The organism is Micromonospora sp. NPDC047738 (assembly GCF_040642675.1).
GTDB lineage: Bacteria > Actinomycetota > Actinomycetes > Mycobacteriales > Micromonosporaceae > Micromonospora.
In genome coordinates this window covers 51686-69711 of the sequence record NZ_JBEYSO010000005.1, presented here as the reverse complement: position 1 = coordinate 69711, position 18026 = coordinate 51686, and the positions used below count along the sequence as shown (strand labels likewise).

The 18026-nt window shown below is 69.6% G+C and carries 12 protein-coding genes; 9 read left to right on the top strand and 3 right to left on the bottom strand.

What is annotated here, in order from left to right:
• Window positions 1-46 precede the first annotated feature (46 nt).
• A complete protein-coding gene (locus ABZ783_RS10540; protein ID WP_357436045.1) occupies window positions 47-2035 on the top strand; it encodes an NPCBM/NEW2 domain-containing protein in 1989 nt (662 codons plus the stop codon).
• A gap of 65 nt (window positions 2036-2100) precedes the next feature.
• Here ABZ783_RS10540 and ABZ783_RS10535 read toward each other — a convergent pair whose 3' ends face one another.
• Entirely contained in the window at window positions 2101-3552 is a 1452-nt protein-coding gene (locus tag ABZ783_RS10535) for a Gfo/Idh/MocA family oxidoreductase (protein ID WP_357436044.1), read from the bottom strand.
• A gap of 238 nt (window positions 3553-3790) precedes the next feature.
• Here ABZ783_RS10535 and ABZ783_RS10530 point away from each other — a divergent pair, with 238 nt between their 5' ends.
• The 8 genes from ABZ783_RS10530 to ABZ783_RS10495 all read left to right on the top strand — a co-directional run bounded on the left by ABZ783_RS10530 (window position 3791) and on the right by ABZ783_RS10495 (window position 14528).
• Window positions 3791-4702 (top strand): sugar isomerase, encoded by a 912-nt coding sequence (locus tag ABZ783_RS10530; RefSeq protein WP_357436043.1) that lies wholly within the window; start codon window positions 3791-3793, stop codon window positions 4700-4702.
• Window positions 4699-5613 carry a 1-phosphofructokinase family hexose kinase gene (locus ABZ783_RS10525; protein WP_357436042.1) on the top strand — a complete coding sequence of 305 codons (915 nt, stop codon included), beginning with the start codon at window positions 4699-4701 and terminating at the stop codon, window positions 5611-5613. Before ABZ783_RS10530 ends, ABZ783_RS10525 begins: the two co-directional genes overlap by 4 nt.
• A complete protein-coding gene (locus ABZ783_RS10520) occupies window positions 5613-6503 on the top strand; it encodes a class II fructose-bisphosphate aldolase (protein ID WP_357436040.1) in 891 nt (296 codons plus the stop codon). Before ABZ783_RS10525 ends, ABZ783_RS10520 begins: the two co-directional genes overlap by 1 nt.
• 149 nt (window positions 6504-6652) lie before the next feature.
• Entirely contained in the window at window positions 6653-7885 is a 1233-nt protein-coding gene (locus tag ABZ783_RS10515) for an extracellular solute-binding protein (RefSeq protein ID WP_357436039.1), read from the top strand.
• A 33-nt stretch (window positions 7886-7918) separates the two neighbouring features.
• The gene (locus ABZ783_RS10510; RefSeq protein ID WP_357436037.1) at window positions 7919-8845 is read left to right on the top strand and encodes a sugar ABC transporter permease; all 927 of its coding nucleotides are present in this window, start codon (window positions 7919-7921) and stop codon (window positions 8843-8845) included.
• 2 nt (window positions 8846-8847) lie between these two features.
• Complete coding sequence (locus ABZ783_RS10505; protein ID WP_357436035.1) at window positions 8848-9756, top strand: carbohydrate ABC transporter permease; 909 nt, start codon at window positions 8848-8850, stop codon at window positions 9754-9756.
• On the top strand, window positions 9753-10586 hold the full coding sequence (locus ABZ783_RS10500) for a DeoR/GlpR family DNA-binding transcription regulator (protein ID WP_357436034.1): 834 nt from the start codon (window positions 9753-9755) through the stop codon (window positions 10584-10586). The genes ABZ783_RS10505 and ABZ783_RS10500 overlap by 4 nt, the downstream gene beginning before the upstream one ends.
• A 195-nt stretch (window positions 10587-10781) precedes the next feature.
• A complete protein-coding gene (locus tag ABZ783_RS10495) occupies window positions 10782-14528 on the top strand; it encodes an NPCBM/NEW2 domain-containing protein (RefSeq protein ID WP_357436033.1) in 3747 nt (1248 codons plus the stop codon).
• A 90-nt stretch (window positions 14529-14618) separates the two neighbouring features.
• On the opposite strand, the gene ABZ783_RS10490 is transcribed toward ABZ783_RS10495, so the two are convergent.
• Together ABZ783_RS10490 and ABZ783_RS10485 are read right to left on the bottom strand one after the other, a co-directional pair.
• On the bottom strand, window positions 14619-16043 hold the full coding sequence (locus tag ABZ783_RS10490) for an ATP-binding protein (RefSeq protein ID WP_357436032.1): 1425 nt from the start codon (window positions 16041-16043) through the stop codon (window positions 14619-14621).
• Window positions 16040-17698 carry an FAD-dependent oxidoreductase gene (locus ABZ783_RS10485; RefSeq protein ID WP_357436031.1) on the bottom strand — a complete coding sequence of 553 codons (1659 nt, stop codon included), beginning with the start codon at window positions 17696-17698 and terminating at the stop codon, window positions 16040-16042. Before ABZ783_RS10485 ends, ABZ783_RS10490 begins: the two co-directional genes overlap by 4 nt.
• Window positions 17699-18026: the final 328 nt, after the last annotated feature.

Genomic DNA, 18026 nt, shown 5'->3' with positions numbered 1-18026 from the left:
TTCTTACATAGATCTGCATCGCACCAGCCGCCCCTCAGGAGCCGCCATGCGAACAGTTGCCACCACCACCCTCGCTCTCACCCTCGCCCTGACCGTCACCGTCCCGGCGTCCGCCGCAACGTCGGTCCACGACGTGACCGCAGCGCCGGCGGCCGAGCCGATCCTGGCGGCGACGCCACCGCTCGGTTGGAACAGCTGGAACACCTTCGCCTGCGACATCAACGAGAAGCTGATCCGCGACACCGCCGACGCGATGGTCTCGTCCGGGATGGCCGCGGCCGGCTACCGGTACGTCAACATCGACGACTGCTGGGCCGAGAAGGAGCGCGACCCGGCGACCGGGAAGTACGTCGCCCATCACGAACGGTTCCCCAGCGGCATCAAGGCGCTGGCGGACTATGTCCATGCCAAGGGGCTCAAGCTCGGCATCTACACCAGCGCCGGCACCGAGACCTGCGCCCGCACGATGCCGGGCAGCCTCGGTCACGAGGAACTGGACGCCCAGACGTTCGCCGACTGGGGCGTCGACTACCTCAAGTACGACAACTGCAACAACCAGGGCGTCCCCGCGCAACAGCGGTACCAGGCGATGGGTGACGCGCTGAAGAAGACCGGCCGGCCGATCGTGTACAGCATCTGCGAGTGGGGCGCCAACCAGCCGTGGCTGTGGGGTGACTCGGTCGGTGGCGACCTGTGGCGGACCACCGGCGACATCACCGACTCCTGGCCGAGCGTGATGTCGATCCTCGACCAACAGGTCGGGCTGGAGGCGTACTCCGGTCCGGGCGCCTGGAACGACCCGGACATGCTCGAGGTGGGCAATCCTGGCCTGACGCAGGGCGAGAGCCGCGCGCACATGAGCCTCTGGGCGTTGCTGAACGCGCCGCTGATCGCAGGCAACGACATCCGCTCGATGCCGGCGTGGGCGCGCAACCAGCTGACCGATCCGGACGTGCTCGCGGTCAACCAGGACTGGAGCGGGCGCCAGGGCGCGAAGCTGCGGGACTCCGGCGACACCGAGGTGTGGACCAAGAAGATGTCGGACGGTTCGGTCGCCGTCGTCCTGCTCAACCGGGCCTCGACGCCGGCCGTGCTCGGCACCACCGCGGCCGAGCTCGGGCTGCCGCCGGCCGACACCGGGTACGCGGTGCGGAACCTGTGGACCAACACCACGTCCGTCTCCGGAGGCACGATCCGCGCCCAGGTGCCGGGGCACGATGCGGTGATGCTGCGGGTCAACCCCGGCGGGAAGGGCCTGCCGCCGATGGTCGTGGTCGAGGCCACGCCGGGGAAGCCGTACGTCGACGGTGCCGAGGCGAACCCGGTCACGGTGAAGGTCCACAACGACGGCACGACCGCCGTCACGAGGGCCCGGCTGCTGCTGACCGCGCCGGAGGGGTGGGCCGCGACGGCGACCGGGCCGACCCAGGTCGGCTCGATCGGTCCCGGCACGACCGGTACGGCCACCTGGTCGCTCACCGCGGACCGACCCGACCTCGGTCCGGTGGACCTGACCGCGAGCGCCAGTTGGACCTCGCGCAACCAGGTGTACAGCGGCACGGCAGCCGGCCGGTTCACCGTGGCGACCGCACCCCCGGCCGGCTCGTCGCACCTGTCCGACCTGGCCTGGCTGTACGCCGAGAACGGCTGGGGTCCGGTCGAGAAGGACCGGAGCAACGGCGAGACGGCTCCCGGGGACGGTAAGCCGTTGACGATCGCGGGCACCGTCTACCCGAAGGGCCTCGGCACCCACGCGCCGGGCAGGATCGGCTACTTCCTCGGCTCGCGCTGCAGCCGGTTCACGGTCACTGTCGGGATCGACGACGAGGTCGGTGACCGGGGCCGGGTCGGCTTCGAGGTGTGGGGCGACGGCGTCAAGCTCGCCGGTGCCGAGGCCACCGGAGCGGGCGCCGGCGTACCGCTGGACCTCGCGGTCAGCGGGGTGGACGTCATCGAACTTCGGACGGACACCCTCGACGGCCCCAACTACGACCACGCCGACTGGACGGCCCCGATGATCACCTGCACCGCTTGATCGGTCCGACGGCAGGCTCCGCACGCCGGGGAGCCTGCCGTCGGGACGTGCTTGCTCGGCCTGCTTCAGTTGTTGTCCAACACCGGGTCCTCGGGCTTCGGCCGGTCGAACGTGGGTCGCGCCGCCTGCCAGTGGCCGCGGGTGAAGTCGGGCACCTTGACCGGATGCATCCGGCCGGTCTTCAACGACTCGTGGCTGAGCGGGATCACCGAGCACCACGCGGCCGAGTCGTAGACGTCGATGTCGGGGGTCATCCCGAGGCGCATGGTCTGGACGAGACGCCAGATGGCGATGAAGTCCCCGCCGCCGTGGCCGCCGTACTGGCCGGCCAGGCTCTCCAGCGTCGGCCACAACCAGTGGTCGTGCTGCCGCAGGATCGTGTTGTACTCGTTGCCGGTCCGCCAGCTGTGGTTGCTGTGCCCGAGCGACTCGAGGTAGACCCGGGCGTTGTCGAGCTCGATCGTCCCTCGGGTGCCGGTGAGCGTGGTCTCCCTGCTGTACGGGTGCGGGGAGTTCACGTCGTGCTCGACCCGGATGAACCGGCCGCTGGTCGTGGTGACGAAGCAGGTGTGCCGGTCGCCGGAGATGTAGGGCTCGTCATCCCAGGACGGGTGGTCGGCGCCGACCCGGGGGTCCTCGGCGCGGAAGAGCGCCAGCGCCTTGGGCAGGGACGCTACGGAGATCAGTTCCTCGAACCGGTCGCCGCGGTTGATGCCCAGGGTGGCCGACACCGGCCCCAGGCCGTGGGTGGGGTAGTGCGAGGCGTTCATCCTGGTCTGCCAGCGGCGCCGCCAATGCTCGGGGTAGTAGGCGCCGCCGAACGTGTACGGCCAGCGCAGGTCGTGGACGTAGCCGCCGGAGGCGTGCTGCAGGTCGCCGAAGATCCCCTGCCGGGCCATGTTGAACATCGCCATCTCGGGGCGGAAGTAGTTGACGTTCTCCAGCAGCAGGCAGTGCTTCCTGGTCCGCTCCGAGGTGCGCACCAGATCCCAGATCTGATCGAGGTACGGCGCGATCGGCAACTCCACGGCGACGTGCTTGCCGTGCTCCATGGCGGCCTTGGCCATGGGGTAGTGCCACTCCCAGGGGGTGGCGATGTAGATGAGGTCGATGTCGTCGCGGCGGACCAGGTTGAGGTAGTCCTCCTCCCCCGCCGAGTAGCCGGCCGGCGGTGTGTCCTGGAAGCCCTGCTGCATGATCCGGCCGATGGTGCGGTTTACCCGTTCGGGCCGGATGTCGCAGACCGCGGTGACCGTGCCGACCGCGCCGAACCGTCGGTCCTGGTCGCCGCCGCGGTTGCCGAGGCCGATGAGCCCGATGCGGACTCGATCGAAGCCTTCGAACGGCACGTTGGTCATGCTCTTCTCGTCGCTGCCGCGGCGCGGTTCGGTGCCGGTGGAGTCGTCGGCGGCTGCGGGGGCGCCCACCGCGCCGCTCAGGCCGGCGGCGGCCCCCAGCACGACACCGGACCGGAGCAGGTCACGACGGGACGGATTGAAGTGAGCGGATGGGGCCATGTGATCACTCCTCTGTGACGGAGACTGATCGAACCTGCCAAGTTGCTCTTGATATCGAGCAGTGTCGTTCAAAAGCTCATCGATGACAAGAGCCTGCGCCGCAAGAGCCTCGGTCACTGGGGAATGCCGCGTGACGGATTGCCCAAGTGGCTGTCGTCGATTTACGCTCGGATCGCTGCCGAACCGCGCGGTTTCGCGCGCTCCGAGGAGTCCGTCGTGAGCAGCAGGTCGGAGTGTCATGACACACGTCGATGAGGAAATCGCCAGCCAGACCGAGTGCTGGCAACGAGCCATCGCGCTCGCGGGCTCACTCGCTGAACAGTTGCCCCGGCGCGGCGAGCGGGTCGCCGTCGTCGGCTGCGGCACGTCCTGGTTCATGGCGATGGCGTACGCCGGACTGCGCGAACGGGCCGGCCTCGGCGAGACGGACGCGTTCGCGGCGTCGGAGTTCCCGCGGCAGCGCCGCTACGACCGGGTGGTGGTGATCAGCCGGTCCGGCACGACGAGCGAGGTGCTCGACGTCCTGCGCGCCATCGCCGGCGACACCCGCAGCACGGGCATCATCGGCGACCCGAGTTCCCCGGCCGTGGCCCTTGTGGACGATCCGGTCTGCCTGCCGTTCGCCGACGAGAAGTCCGTGGTGCAGACCCGGTTCGCCACGACCGCGCTGGCGGTGCTCCGCGCGCCTCTCGGTGAGAGCCTCGACCAGGCGGTCCGCGACGCGGCGGAGGCCCTGACGGCACCGCTCCCGCTGGACCCCACAACGCTGGAACAGGTCACGTTCGTCGGCCGGGACTGGACGGTCGGCCTCGCCCACGAGGCAGCGCTCAAGTGCCGTGAAGCCGCCCGCTTCTGGGCGGAGGCGTACCCGGCCATGGACTACCGGCATGGCCCGATCGCCGTTGCCGGCCCTGACCGGGCGGTGTGGGCGTTCGGGGCCGTGCCGGCGGGGCTGCCGGAGGAGGTGGCCGGCACCGGCGCCACCTTCGTCCACTCCGTACGCGACCCGATGGCCGAGCTGATCCTCGCGCAGCGGCTGGCCGTCGCCCTGGCCCGCCACCGGCGACTCGACCCGGACGCGCCACGCCACCTGACCCGCTCGGTGATCCTGACCGGTGGCGAGACCGCCGGTGCGGGGCTCGACGGATGATCCTCACCGTCACGCTGAACGCCGCGCTCGACGTGACGTACCGCGTCCCCGCCCTCGTGCCGGGCAGCACCCACCGGGTCGCGGAGGTCGCCGAGCGGGCGGGCGGCAAAGGCGTCAACGTGGCCCGTGTACTGCGTGCTCTCGGCGACCCGGTCGTCGCGACCGGGCTGGCCGGCGGTGCCTGCGGCGCGCGGATCCGGTCCCTGCTCGCCGCCGAAGGAGTACGGGAGGCGTTCGTGCCGATCGCGGCCGAGTCCCGGCGCACGGTGGTCGTGGCCGAACCGGACGCGGCGACCGGGCTGTGGGAACCCGGGCCGAGGGTCGCCCCGGACGAGTGGAGCGCCTTCCTCAGCCGGTTCGCCGATCTGGTACGCGGCGCGGCGGTGGTCGTGCTCTCCGGCTCCCTGCCGCCAGGGGTACCAGCCGATGCGTACCGTGCGCTGATCGGGGCGGCCCGCGACGCCAACGCCCGGACGGTGCTGGACAGCAGCGGTGAGCCGTTGCGGCACGGCCTGAGCGCGCGGCCCGATCTGGTCAAGCCGAATGCCGAGGAGCTGGCCGACCTCGTCGGGCAGGCGCTCCCCCGACCGGCTGCGGCCGTCACCGCGGTACACGCGCTCGAAGCGCGTACCGTCGTGGCCTCGTTCGGCCCGGCGGGACTGCTCGCTCGGACCGGACAGGGCAACTGGCACGCGTTCCTGCCGCATCCAGTCGCCGGCAACCCGACCGGGGCGGGGGACGCCTGCGTCGCCGCCCTGGCCCACGGCATGATCCACCGTCGGCCCTGGCCGGACCGGCTCACCGACGCGGTGGCGCTGTCCGCAGCGGCGGTGCGGGCGCCGGTGGCGGGAAGCGTGGACCTGTTCGACTACCGGCGGCTGCGCCGGGCTGTGACCCTCAAGGAGCTGTGATGGCGCTGGTACCGACCGAGCAGATCGTCGCCGCCGGGCCGGTCTGCGCGTTCAACGTGATCAGCCTGGAGCATGCCGAGGCGATCGTCGCCGGCGCGGAGGCCGCGGCGCGACCGGTGATCCTCCAGATCAGCGAGAACGCCGTACGGTTCCACGACTCTCGGCTCGCCCCGATCGCCGCCGCGACCCGGGCCGTCGCGGCGGCGGCCACGGTCGACGTGGCACTGCACCTCGACCATGTCGTCTCCCCCGACCTGTGGCGCCAGGCCGCGGAGCACGGCTTCGGCTCGATCATGGTCGACGCGTCGAGGCTGCCGTACCGGGAGAACGTCGCGACGACCCGGGCGGTTGCCGAATTCGCCCACGCCCGGGGACTGTGGGTCGAGGCCGAGTTGGGCACGATCGGTGGGAAGGACGGCGAGCCGCCGGTGGACCCGCACGCCCCCGGTTCCCGCACCGATCCGACGGAGGCGGCGTCGTACGTGGCGCGGACCGGTGTGGACGCCCTCGCCGTCGCGGTCGGCTCCACACACGCCATGACCACCCGCAGCGCCGTGCTGGACCACACCCTGATCGGGCGGCTGCGGGCCGAGATCGCGGTGCCGCTGGTGCTGCACGGCTCGTCCGGCGTGCCCGACGAGGAGCTGGGCCGGGCCGTGCGCGGTGGCATCGCCAAGGTGAACATCGGTACGGCGCTGAACGTGGCCTTCACCGGCACCGTCCGCGGCACCCTGGCCACGCACCCCGAGCTGGTCGACCCGCGCCGGTATCTGGCGCCGGCCCGGGAGGCGATGGCCGAGAGGGTGGCCCATTTCTGCCGACTCGTGTCCGGCGAGGCCAACCCGCAGGCATCGATGGCCGGACGAGCGCCGACCGTGACCGAATCGTGAGCGGTTGGTCTTGACGTCGATCGACCGGCATCACAGAATCGCAAGAGCGGCGCGATCATGAATGATTAGCGCATTAGTCGGTCAAGAACAATCAGCGAAACCCGGATCTGATCACGGCTGTTCATGGTCCATCCATGATGGAGGCGAAGATGAAACGGTTCCTGCGCTGGTCGGCGGCGTTCGTGATCGCCAGCCTGACCCTCACCGCCTGCGGATTCAGTGGCGGCGACAACGCGAGCGGCGACAGCAGGAAGCTGTCGCTGCTGGTCCCCAGCTACAGCAACGGCACCAAGGCCCTCTGGGAGGGCATCATCGCCGACTTCCAGGCGAAGCACTCGGACATCACCGTCAACCTCGAGATCCAGTCCTGGGACAACATCAACGACGTCATCCGCACCAAGGTGCAGGCGAAGGCGACGCCGGACATCCTCAACATCGACGCCTTCTCCGGCTTCGCCTCCGACGACCTGCTCTACCCCGCCGCCGACGTGGTCTCCCGCGACACCCTGGCCGACTTCCAGGATTCCTTCGCCAAGAACGCCTCGATCGACGGCACGATGTACGGCCTGCCGATGATCGCCTCGGCCCGCACCCTCTTCTACAACCAGGAGCTGCTCGACAAGGCGGGCGTGACCAAGCCCCCGGCAACCTGGCAGGAGCTGTACGACGCCGCACAGAAGATCAAGAACCTCAACGCGGGTGTCTACGGCTACGGCATGCCGCTGGGCAGCGAGGAGGCCCAGGCGGAGACCTCGATCTGGATCTTTGGCAACGGCGGCTCCTGGCACGAGGGCGACAAGATCACCGTCGACAACCCGCGCAACGTCGAAGCGGTGCAGTTCATGAAGCGGATGATCGACGCCGGGCTGACCCAGCCCGACCCGGGAGCGAGCGACCGCACGCCCATGCTGGACGTGTTCATCCAGGGCAAGATCGCCATGGCTGTTGGCCTGCCTCCGACGGTGGGGCAGATCGCGCAGAAGAACCCCCAGCTCAAGTACGGGACCGCCCCGATTCCCACCAAGGACGGGCAGCCGATGACCCTCGGGGTGGCCGACCATCTCATGGCGTTCAAGAACGACGGCAGCAAGCAGGAGGCGATCAAGGCCTTCCTGGACTACTTCTTCAGCGCCGAGGTCTACCGGAAGTTCGTCGACACGGAGGGCTTCCTGCCCACCACGAAGTCCGGGGCGGAGGCGCTGAAGGACAAGAAGGAGATCGCCAGCTTCCTGGAGGTCCTGCCGGGCGCCAAGTTCTACCCGAGCACCAACCCCCGCTGGGCGGCCACTCAGGGCGCGCTCCAGGGGCAGATCGGCCAGATCGGGCAGGGCAAGCAACCCAAGGCGGTGCTCGCCGGCATCCAGGCCAAGGCCGACGCTTAGCAGCGGCCGTCGCACTCACCCATCGAGGACACGATGAGCGAGCAGACCACCCAGGTGCAGCTGCCGCCCGGCAGGTCCGCACCACCGGCGCGCCGGGAGCTGGTGCGGGCCCTGCCCTGGCTGCTGCCAGCGCTGACCCTGATCCTCACGATCGTCCTGTTTCCCGCCGCCTACATGGTGTGGACATCCTCCCGGGACGTGTCACAGGCCGGCGTCGACCGCGGCTCGGCGGGACTCGACAACTTCGTGGCACTGCTGAACTTCCCCGCGCTGGGCAGGGTGTTCACCAACACGATCATCTGGGTCGTCGGCGTGGTCCTCGTGACGCTGCTGATCTCCCTGGCTCTGGCGCAGTTGCTGAACCAGGCCTTCCCCGGCCGGCGCCTGGTCCGGCTGGCGGTGATCGTGCCATGGGCAGCCAGCGTCGTGATGACCTCGACCGTCTTCTACTACGCGCTCGACCCCTTCTACGGCGTGTTCAACCAGTTCCTGGTCGACCTCGGCATCCTCGACGCCGGGTTCGGCTTCACCCGCCGACCGGTGCCCGCGTTCGTGGTGTCCATGGTGGTGGCGGTGTTCGTGTCCCTTCCGTTCACCACCTACACCATCCTCGCGGGCCTGCAGACGGTGCCGGACGACATCGTCGAGGCGGCCCGGATGGACGGCGCCGGGCCCGGGCGCATCTATCGCAGAATCGTGCTGCCCATCCTGCGGCCCGCGATCGCCGTCGCGGTCCTCATCAACATCATCAACGTCTTCAACTCCCTGCCCATCCTGCGCACGATGACCGGCAGCATCCCCGGGTACGACGCCGACACCACGACCACGTTGATCTTCAAGTACGTCCAGCAGGACCGGCAGGTCGATCTCGCCAGCGCGCTCAGCGTGGTGAACTTCCTGATCGTTCTCGCGGTGATCGGGATCTACCTGGCGGCTCTCCGACCGATGAGAGACGAGTAGCAGTGGTTACGACGACCCCCGAGACGACCGGCGGGCGGGTAGGCGCGAGCGCGGCGTACGGCCAGCGAGGCCCCCGACTGCGCAGCCGCCACGGCCGGCGCTGGACGAAGACGGCCGCCGGCGTGGTGGTGGCGCTGGTGTTCCTGGCGCCGTACCTGGTGATGCTCATCGGGTCCTTCAAGAAGCACGCGGAGATCCTGCGCATTCCGCCCACGTACCTGCCGACGGAGTGGATCCCGTCCAACTACCTCACCATGTGGTCCACGCCCGAGGCGCCACTGCCGTACAACCTGGCCTCCACCCTGATCATCTCGCTCTGCGGGACCGTGCTGGTGCTCGCGGTCGCCGTACCCGCCGCCTACTACACGGCCAAGCACCGGTTTCCCGGCCGCGGGGTGTTCCTGCTGCTCGTGCTGGCCACCCAGATGCTCCAGCCGACCGTGCTGGCACCCGGACTGTTCCGGCAGTTCCTGGCGCTCGGCATCGACGACACCTGGCTGGCGATGATTCTCGTCAACGCCGCCTTCAACCTCAGCTTCGCCGTGTGGATCATGCACAGCTTCTTCGCCGGCCTGCCGAAGGAGATCGACGAGGCAGCGCTGGTCGACGGCGCCAGCAAGCTCCAGACGCTACGCCATGTGACCCTGCCGCTGGTCTGGCCCGGCATCGTCACCGCCATCATCTTCACCTTCATCGCCTGCTGGAACGAGTTCGCGGCGAGCCTGGTCATCCTCACCACCGCGGAAAACCAACCGCTGTCGGTGGCGATCACGAAGTTCGTCGGCCAGTACGACTCCGCCTGGCATTACGTGTTCGCCGTCTCAATAGTTAGCATCGTGCCCGTGGTCATCCTCTTCGCGCTGGTAGAGAAGCGCCTGGTTGCGGGTCTGACGGCGGGAGCCGTGAAATGACCTCGACCGAGACCGCGACGGGGGCCGCCGCGGGCGGCGGGTTGGCCGATCGCGCTCGCCGGCTACAGGCTCTGCTGGAGATCCTGGCCGAGCGGGGCGGCCGGCTCTCCGTCCTCGAGGCCGCCACCGCCTTGCAGGTTTCCGAAGCGACCGTCCGCCGTGATTTCACCGCCCTGGCCGAACAGCACCTGGTGACCCGCACCCATGGTGGCATCGTGGCCAGCTCGGTCGCCTACGATCTGCCGGTCCGCTACCGCCACCGCGGCGACCACAGCACCAAGGAACGCATCGCCGCCACCGCCGCCGGGCTCATCGAACCGGGCAGCGTGGTGGGGTTGAACGGAGGCACCACCACCTCGGCCACCGCCCGGCACATCGCGGCGCGACCCGACCTGGCGCAGGCCACCCACCGGCCGGCCCTGACGGTAGTGACGAACGCGCTGAACATCGCCACCGAGATGGTGCTGCGACCGTCGCTGCGCACGGTCATCCTCGGCGGGGTCGCCCTGCCCCAGTCGTACGAGCTGACCGGGCCGCTGACCAGCATGGTCATGCAGTCCCTGTGGCTGGACACCCTCATTCTCGGCGTCGACGGATTCTCCATCGAGGGAACGTCGTGCCACGACGAGAGCGAGGCGGGCATCGACGCCTTGATGGTCAGCCGGGCCCGCCAGGTGGTCGTGGTGGCCGGCTCGGAGAAGCTCGGCCGCCACTCCTTCGCCAAGATCTGTGCCGCGTCGGCCGTGCACACCCTGGTCACCGACGACGCCGCCGACGAGAAAGTTGTCGCCGATCTGCGGGCCGCCGGCGTAACGGTGCTCCTGGCCTGACTGCCCGCTGACCGACCAGCACCAAACATCACGGCCCAGTGACCCGCCGGGGTCACCGGGGGTACGCAGCTGTCTGCCCAGCTCAAACCCGGATTCGCCGGTCACTTCGAAGCGGCGCGGCCACCCTCGTGACAGACAGGCCATCGTGGGATATGAATATCATGCCTGACCATTCCTGATCGAGATGAGGGGCAAATGCTCATATCTGTTCGCTCGATCCGACGTTCAGCTGCCGCGATCACGGCCGCGCTGATGCTTGCCGCCAGCGTCCTGGCCAACACGCCGGCGATGGCCGCCGGGCCTCAGGAGCTCGGGGCGGTGACCGGCTTCCACGCCGACCAGACGACCTACACGCTCACCGCGGGCGACGCCCGGGTCCGGGTGGCGTTCCTCGCCGACGACGTGTTCCGGATCTGGCTCGCGCCGGACGGACAGTTCACCGACCCGGCCAACACCCCACCCGACGACCCAAAGGCACCTGACGCCAACATCGTGGTGAAGACCGACTACCCGACTCGGCAGACGACGTGGTCCGACGCCGGCGGCTACTACTCGCTACGCACCAGGACGATCGAGGTCCGGGCGTACAAGTCGCCGTTGCGTTTCGCTCTGCACCGGGCCGACGGCAGCACCGTGTGGTCGGAGACCCAGCCGCTCCGGTGGACCGACACCACCACGTCCCAGACGTTGAGCCGCGGCGCGACCGAGCAGTTCCTCGGCGGCGGCATGCAGAACGGCCGGTTCAGCCACCGCGGCACAACGATCCAGGTCGCCCGGAATTTCAACTGGGAGGACGGCGGCAACCCGAACTCCTCGCCGTACTACATGAGCTCCGCCGGCTACGGGGTGCTACGCAACACCTTTACACCAGGTACGTACGCCTTCAACGACCCCGTGGTTTCCACCCACACCGAGAAGCGCTTCGACGCCTACTACTTCGTCGGTGACTTCAAGGCCGCGCTCAACCGGTACACCGAACTCACCGGGCGGCCGTTCCTGCCGCCGATCTACGGCCTCGAATACGGCGACTCGGACTGCTACAACCGCGGCCACTACGGAGTGGACCCCGACCCGGGCAACGACTGGAAGAACCACCCCGACAAGCAGACCACGCCGGACGCGGTAAAGATCGCGCAGAAGTTCGTTGACGACGACATGCCGGGTGGCTGGATGCTAGTCAATGACGACTACGGTTGTGGCTACTCCGACGACCTGGGCCACGAGCTCGTCGACGGCACGTACTGGGGCAAGCGAGAGATCAGCCCGTTGCGGCAGACCGGTGACGAGCTACGCAACCGCAACATCGAGATGGGGCTGTGGACCCAGTCCGCGCTCGACCGGCAACCCGCGGAGGTCGGTGAGGCCGGTGTCCGCGTCCGCAAGCTGGACGTGGCCTGGGTCGGCCCGGGCTACCGGCACGCGCTCACCGCCTGCGACACCGCGCATGACGGCATCGAGCAGTACAGCAACGCCCGCGGCTACGCCTGGATGGTCGAGGGCTGGGCCGGCGCGCAGCGCTGCGCGGTGCAGTGGACCGGCGACCACAGCGGCAGCCTCGACGCGATCCGCTGGCAGATCCCGGCGATCCACGGATCCGGCAACTCCGGTATCGCCTACACCGCCGGTGACGTCGACGGAATCTTCGGTGGCTCCGCCCGAAGCTACGTGCGGGACATGCAGTGGAAGGTCTTCACGCCGGCACTCATGACGATGAGCGGCTGGGCCACACCGGCGTTCAAGCAACCATGGGCGTACGGCGAACCGTACACCTCGATCAACCGCCGGTACCTGCAGCTGCGCGAGCGGCTCCTGCCGTTCCTCTACTCGTACGCCGCGGAGGCTCACCGCACCGGCACGCCGATCAACCGGTCACTGCCGATCGAGTACCCGGACGACCCGACCGCGTACACCGACGCCGCCAGGTACGAATTTCTCGCCGGTCGAGAGTTCCTCGTCGCGCCGATGTGGGGCGCGGACGAGACCAAGAACGGCATCTACCTGCCGACGGGCACCTGGGTCGACTACTGGACCGGCCAAATCCACCGCGGGCCCACCACGCTGAACGGCTACCACGCGCCGCTCGACACGTTGCCGCTGTTCGTCAAGGCCGGTGCCGTCGTGCCGATGTGGAAGGCTGGCATCAACCGGCACGCCGAGCAGGCACCGGGCGACCGGCTGACGCTCGACGTCTACCCCCATGGCAGCTCCTCGTTCCTGCTCTACGAGGACGACCGGGTCACACGCGAGCACCGCACCGGCAGGTCCGCGACCCAGCGGTTCGACGTCAAGGCGCCGGTCGACGACCGCGGCGATGTCGTCCTCACCATCGGCGCGAGCACCGGCTCCTACACCGGCAAGCCCGCGCAGCGGCCCTACCAGGTGACCGCGCACACCAGCACCAAGCCGCAGGTGGTCAAGGTCGGCGACCAGCCGCTGCGAGAACTGGGCGACAAGGCGGCGTACGACTCGGCAACCACCGGCTGGTACTACGCGCCCGGCGACCGCGCTGGCATGGTGTGGGTGAAGACCCCCGCGATCTCTACCAGCGCCAGCACCACGGTCACCCTCGCCGGCAGCAGCTCCGTAGGCGGCGCCAAGCCGGCCGACGCGCTCGGCACGGTCGAACTGACCGGCCCGAAGCTGTGGAACCCGCCGGGCCAGCCGACCGAGCTCACCGCGACCTTCCGTAACGACGGCACGCACGCGATGACGAACGTGCGGCTGTCCGTCGCCCCGGTGGCCGGCTGGACATCGAGCGGCCACACCGACTTCCCACGGGTCGAACCCGGCGAGACCGTCACCGCACCGCTGAGCGTCACCCCGGGACACGACATCCGGCCGGCCTCGTACACGCTCCAGCTTGCCGCCGCCTACACCGCCCGGAACACGCCGTACCGCTCCAGCGCCGTCACCACAGCGGAGCTTCCCCACGCCTCGATATCCGCCGCGGCGAACGTGGTCGGCATCACCGACGCCCAGACATTCGCAAAGGGCAACTTCGACGGCGCCGGTAACAGCTTCCACGGGGAGGCGCTGGCCGCCGCGGGATTCCGCTCCGGCACGACGATCACCGTCAACGGGGTCGAGTTCAGCCTGCCGGCTGGCGCCCCCGGCACACCGAACGTGGCGAAGGACATCACCGCGCCGATCCTGGTGAGCGGCAGAGGCAGTCACCTTCACCTGCTCGGCGCCGGCGCCAGCCTGAATGCCCGTGGAACCGTGACAGTCCTCTACACCGACGGCACCCAGTCCCAGCATCCGCTGCAGTTGCCGAACTGGTGCTGCCAGGATCCGGCCACCGGCGGAGCCAAGCCCGCGGTCACGGTCAAGGGTCGTTACACCCCGGCGGGCCTGGCCAACACCACGACGGACTACCAGGTGTCCTACAACGCGCTGCCAATCACGCCGGGCAAGACGGTCCGCGCGATCCGCCTGCCGGGTGGCCCGTTCGGGTTCTTCGCCGCCACCGTGGCGGACAAGCCGTTGCCGCCGGCGCCGAAGGGCGAGGCGTGGGTCAGCGACCTGGAGTGGATCGATTCGACGAACGGCTGGGGACCCGTCGAGCGCGACCACAGCAACGGCGAGAGCGCGGCCGGCGACGGCAACCCGATCACCCTGAACGGGGTCGTCTATGCCAAGGGCCTCGGCGCCCACGCACCCTCGTCGGTCAAGGTCAACCTCGACGGCCGGTGCACCCGATTCACCGCGAAGGTGGGCGTGGACGACGAGATGGCAAACCGCGGCTCAATCGCCTTCCACGTGCTGGTCGACGGTACGGCGAAGTACGACTCTCTGGTCCTGACTGGAACCGCCGAGACCGCGAGCGTCGACGTCGACGTGACCGCGGGGAAGGCGCTCGACCTGCTGATCACCGACGGTGGCGACGGCGTCGGCAGCGACCACGGCGACTGGGCCGAGGCCAAGCTGTCCTGCAATCCGTAAGCCGCCGGGCCGTTCCCGGGTTGATTCCCGCAACCGCTACGCCGCCGGCACCACGTTTCGATGGGTGCCGGCGGCGCGCGGCACGTCACGCTATGCCGGGTTCATCGGTAGCAGCACGATGAACCGGGTGTCGCCGGGCTGGGACTGCACCCGGATGTCCCCGTGGTGTTTGTTGACGATGATCCGGTAGGAGATGTCCAAGCCGAGGCCGGTGCCTTCGCCGACCGGCTTCGTCGTGTAGAACGGTTCGAAGATGCGCGGCCGGATCTCCGGCGGAATACCGCTGCCGGTGTCGCGGATCTCGACGATCAGCCGGTCCTCCTTCCGGCCGGTCCTGACCGTCAGCGTGCCGGTTTCGCCCATCGCGCCGAGCGCGTTGTCGACCAGGTTGGTCCACACCTGGTTCAGCTCGGCGGCGTACGCCGGGATGGCCGGCAGGTTCTCGTCGTACTCCTTCACCACCTGCACCCCGGACGGGATCTTGGCCTGGAGCATGACCAGGGTGGCGTCGAGCAGGTCGTGGACGTCGACCGTCTGGTAGGGCGCGCGGTCCAGCTGAGAGTACTGCTTCGCGGCCCCGACAAGCCCGGAGATCCGGCCGACCGCGTCGTCGATCTCGCCCATCAGCAGCTCGGTGTCGATGGTGTACGTGATCCAGTGGATCGCCGACTCCAGGTCGTCGGCGCCGACGGCGGCGTCGACCTGGCTCAACCACCCCGCGTCGATGCCGCCGGCGACCAGCGTCGGGGCGACCTCCCAGGCCCCCCGGACGCCGTGGTCGTCGAGCCAGTCGGCGAGCTCGTCCTCGGCGTCGCTGGCCGCGAGGGGGGTCAGCGGCGGCGCGGTGGCGGCCCGCTTCACCGCCTCCTCCTGCAGGGCGACGAGGTCGTGCAGGCGCCGGCCGTCGAGTCGACCGTCGGCGATCAGCGCGAGCTTGTGGCGCATCTTCGCGACCCGGCCGCGCAGCGCGGAAGTGGCCCGGACCGCAGCCGCCGCCGGATTGTTGAGCTCGTGGGTCAGCCCCGCCGAGAGGGCGCCCAGCGCCAGCAGCCGCTCCCGTTCGCCGACGATGGTCTGCGTGTTGCGCATCCCGATGAACAGCCCCTCCAGGAGATGGGTGGCCATCGGGAACCAGGTACGCATCGCCTCGGCGATGATCTCGGCGGGCAGCGCGAACACCTCGCAGTCGGTCACCGCGACGAGGCTGTTGGCGTACCGCTGCTCGGCCAGGTCACCGACGTACGCCTGCATCGCCCCGCCGTACACGCCGCGCTGGCTGGTCCGGCTGACCTCGACGTCGTCGCCCTGCACCCGGCGGCGCATCGCCACCGTGCCGGCGAGCAGCACGTAGAAGCAGCTCGCCGGCTCGCCCTCGACGTAAACAGCCTCGCCGGCGGGGCGCTGTTCGACCCGGCCGTGTTCGGCCAGGTGCGCCAACTGCTGCGGGGTGAGCGCCTCGAAGAGGAAGAGGCCACGAAGCTCGTCGGGGGTGAGCCGCCCGGGGTCGCCGGTCACTGTGCCTCCAGGTAGCGGTGCACGAGCGACACGGCCATCGCACCCTCGCCGACAGCCGAGGCCACCCGCTTCACCGATTCGGCCCGTACGTCGCCGGCGGCGAAGACCCCGGGCATGCTGGACTCCAGGTGGTACGGGTCGCGCGGCAGGCTCCAGCCTGACGGCCGGCGGCCACCCCTCGTCAGGTCGGGGCCGGTGAGGACGAACCCGCGCGGGTCACGGGCCACCGCGCCGTCGAGCCAGTCGGTGCGGGGCTCCGCGCCGATGAACACGAACAGCCACGAGGTGTCGACACGGCGGACCTCGCCGCTGCGGATGTCGCGCAGGGTCACCTCCTCGAGGTGTTCCTGGCCGGCCCCGCCGACCACCTCCGTGTTCGGGTGGACTTCGATGTTGTCGATCTGTGCGATCTGCTCGATCAGGTAGCTGGACATCGACCGGGTCAGGTCGGCGCCACGGATCAGCAGGTGCACCCGTCGGGCGTACCGGGAGAAGTGCACGGCGGCCTGGCCGGCGGAGTTCGCCCCGCCCACGATGTAGACGTCCTGCCCGGAGCAGCTCGGCGCCTCGCTCGCCACGGAGCCGTAGAAGCAGCCGCGGCCGGTCAGCTCCGCCAGCCCGGGCGCGGGGAGCATCCGGTACGAGACACCGGTGGCGAGCACGACGGTGTGGGTGGCGATGCTGCTGCCGTCGGCGAACCGCAGCACGCGTGCCGCCCCGGCGTCCTCCAGGGCCACCACCTCGCGGGCGCTGAGCAGTTCGGCGCCGAACCGCAGCGCCTGCCGGCGGGCCCGGTCGGTCAGTTGGGCACCGGAGACGCCATCGGGGAAACCGAGGTAGTTCTCGATCCGGCTGCTCTGCCCGGCCTGCCCGCCGGTGGCCCGCCGCTCGACCAGCACGGTCCGCAGCCCCTCCGAGGCGCCGTAGACGGCGGCGCCGAGCCCGGCCGGGCCGGCCCCGACGACCACCAGGTCGTAGAAGTCCGCGGCCGGCGCCGTGGTCAGCCCCACGTGCGCGGCCAGGTCGGCCTCGGTTGGCTGCACCAGCGACTTGCCATCGGTCGTGACGATCAGGGGTACGTCGTTCGCGGTCACCCCCGCCGCCGCCAGCAATTCGGCGCCCTCGGGTTCGTCGGCGAGCACCCAGCGGAACGGCACCAGGTTGCGGGCCAGGAAATCGCGCGCCTTGAACGAGGGGGCCGACCAGCGGTGCCCGACCACCCGCAGGTCGGTGGTGGGCGCCGCTGCGGTGGCCTGCCACGCCTCGAGCAGCGAGTCCAGCACCGGATAGAGCTTCTCTTCCGGCGGATGCCAGGGCTTGAGCAGGTAATGATCGAGGTCGACCACGTTGATCGCGTTGATCGCCGCGTCGGTGTCGGCGTACGCGGTCAGCAGCACCCGGCGCGCCGCCGGGAAGAGATCCATGGCGGCCTCGAGGAACTCGATGCCGGTCAGCTGGGGCATCCGGTAGTCGGCGATCAGCACGGCGACCTGCTCACCGCGCAGTTTCAGCTCGCGCAGCGCCTCCAGCGCCGTCTCCGCGGAGTCGGCTCGTACCACCCGGTAGCGGTCGCCGTAGCGGCGGCGGATGTCGCGGGCGACCGCCCGGGAGACGGCCGGGTCGTCGTCGACGGTGAGGATCGCGGGGTTGGGCATGGCCCCAACTAAAGCACTTCTCGCGAGGTAGGCCTGAGCGGGAAGCCCGGCGTCGATCTGCCCGCGTCCGCGGCCGCCGCCCGACTCGGTCAATCGTCCGCGCGACAGCTTCTGAGTCAGAGACTTTGCCGCCGGCGAAAAAATAGACGAACGTGCAACGGCCTCGGCACCGAAAGCATCGACAGCCGACACAATCCGGGGATCCCCCAATCAAGATCATCAGTGCCATGATGTCAAACGGGCTTCTCCTATCAAGGATCTACATCTGTCACATGAACATGCTGATCACGAGGGCTGGCATCCCACGTCAACCGGCCGGCATGGACAG

Coding starts and splice junctions, on each gene's coding strand:
- ABZ783_RS10525 (WP_357436042.1), top strand. CDS start 4,699: ATGATCCTCACCGTCACGCTGAACGCCGCGCTCGACGTGACGTACCGC.
- ABZ783_RS10510 (WP_357436037.1), top strand. CDS start 7,919: ATGAGCGAGCAGACCACCCAGGTGCAGCTGCCGCCCGGCAGGTCCGCA.
- ABZ783_RS10515 (WP_357436039.1), top strand. CDS start 6,653: ATGAAACGGTTCCTGCGCTGGTCGGCGGCGTTCGTGATCGCCAGCCTG.
- ABZ783_RS10495 (WP_357436033.1), top strand. CDS start 10,782: ATGCTCATATCTGTTCGCTCGATCCGACGTTCAGCTGCCGCGATCACG.
- ABZ783_RS10520 (WP_357436040.1), top strand. CDS start 5,613: ATGGCGCTGGTACCGACCGAGCAGATCGTCGCCGCCGGGCCGGTCTGC.
- ABZ783_RS10540 (WP_357436045.1), top strand. CDS start 47: ATGCGAACAGTTGCCACCACCACCCTCGCTCTCACCCTCGCCCTGACC.
- ABZ783_RS10535 (WP_357436044.1), bottom strand. CDS start 3,552: ATGGCCCCATCCGCTCACTTCAATCCGTCCCGTCGTGACCTGCTCCGG.
- ABZ783_RS10500 (WP_357436034.1), top strand. CDS start 9,753: ATGACCTCGACCGAGACCGCGACGGGGGCCGCCGCGGGCGGCGGGTTG.
- ABZ783_RS10485 (WP_357436031.1), bottom strand. CDS start 17,698: ATGCCCAACCCCGCGATCCTCACCGTCGACGACGACCCGGCCGTCTCC.
- ABZ783_RS10530 (WP_357436043.1), top strand. CDS start 3,791: ATGACACACGTCGATGAGGAAATCGCCAGCCAGACCGAGTGCTGGCAA.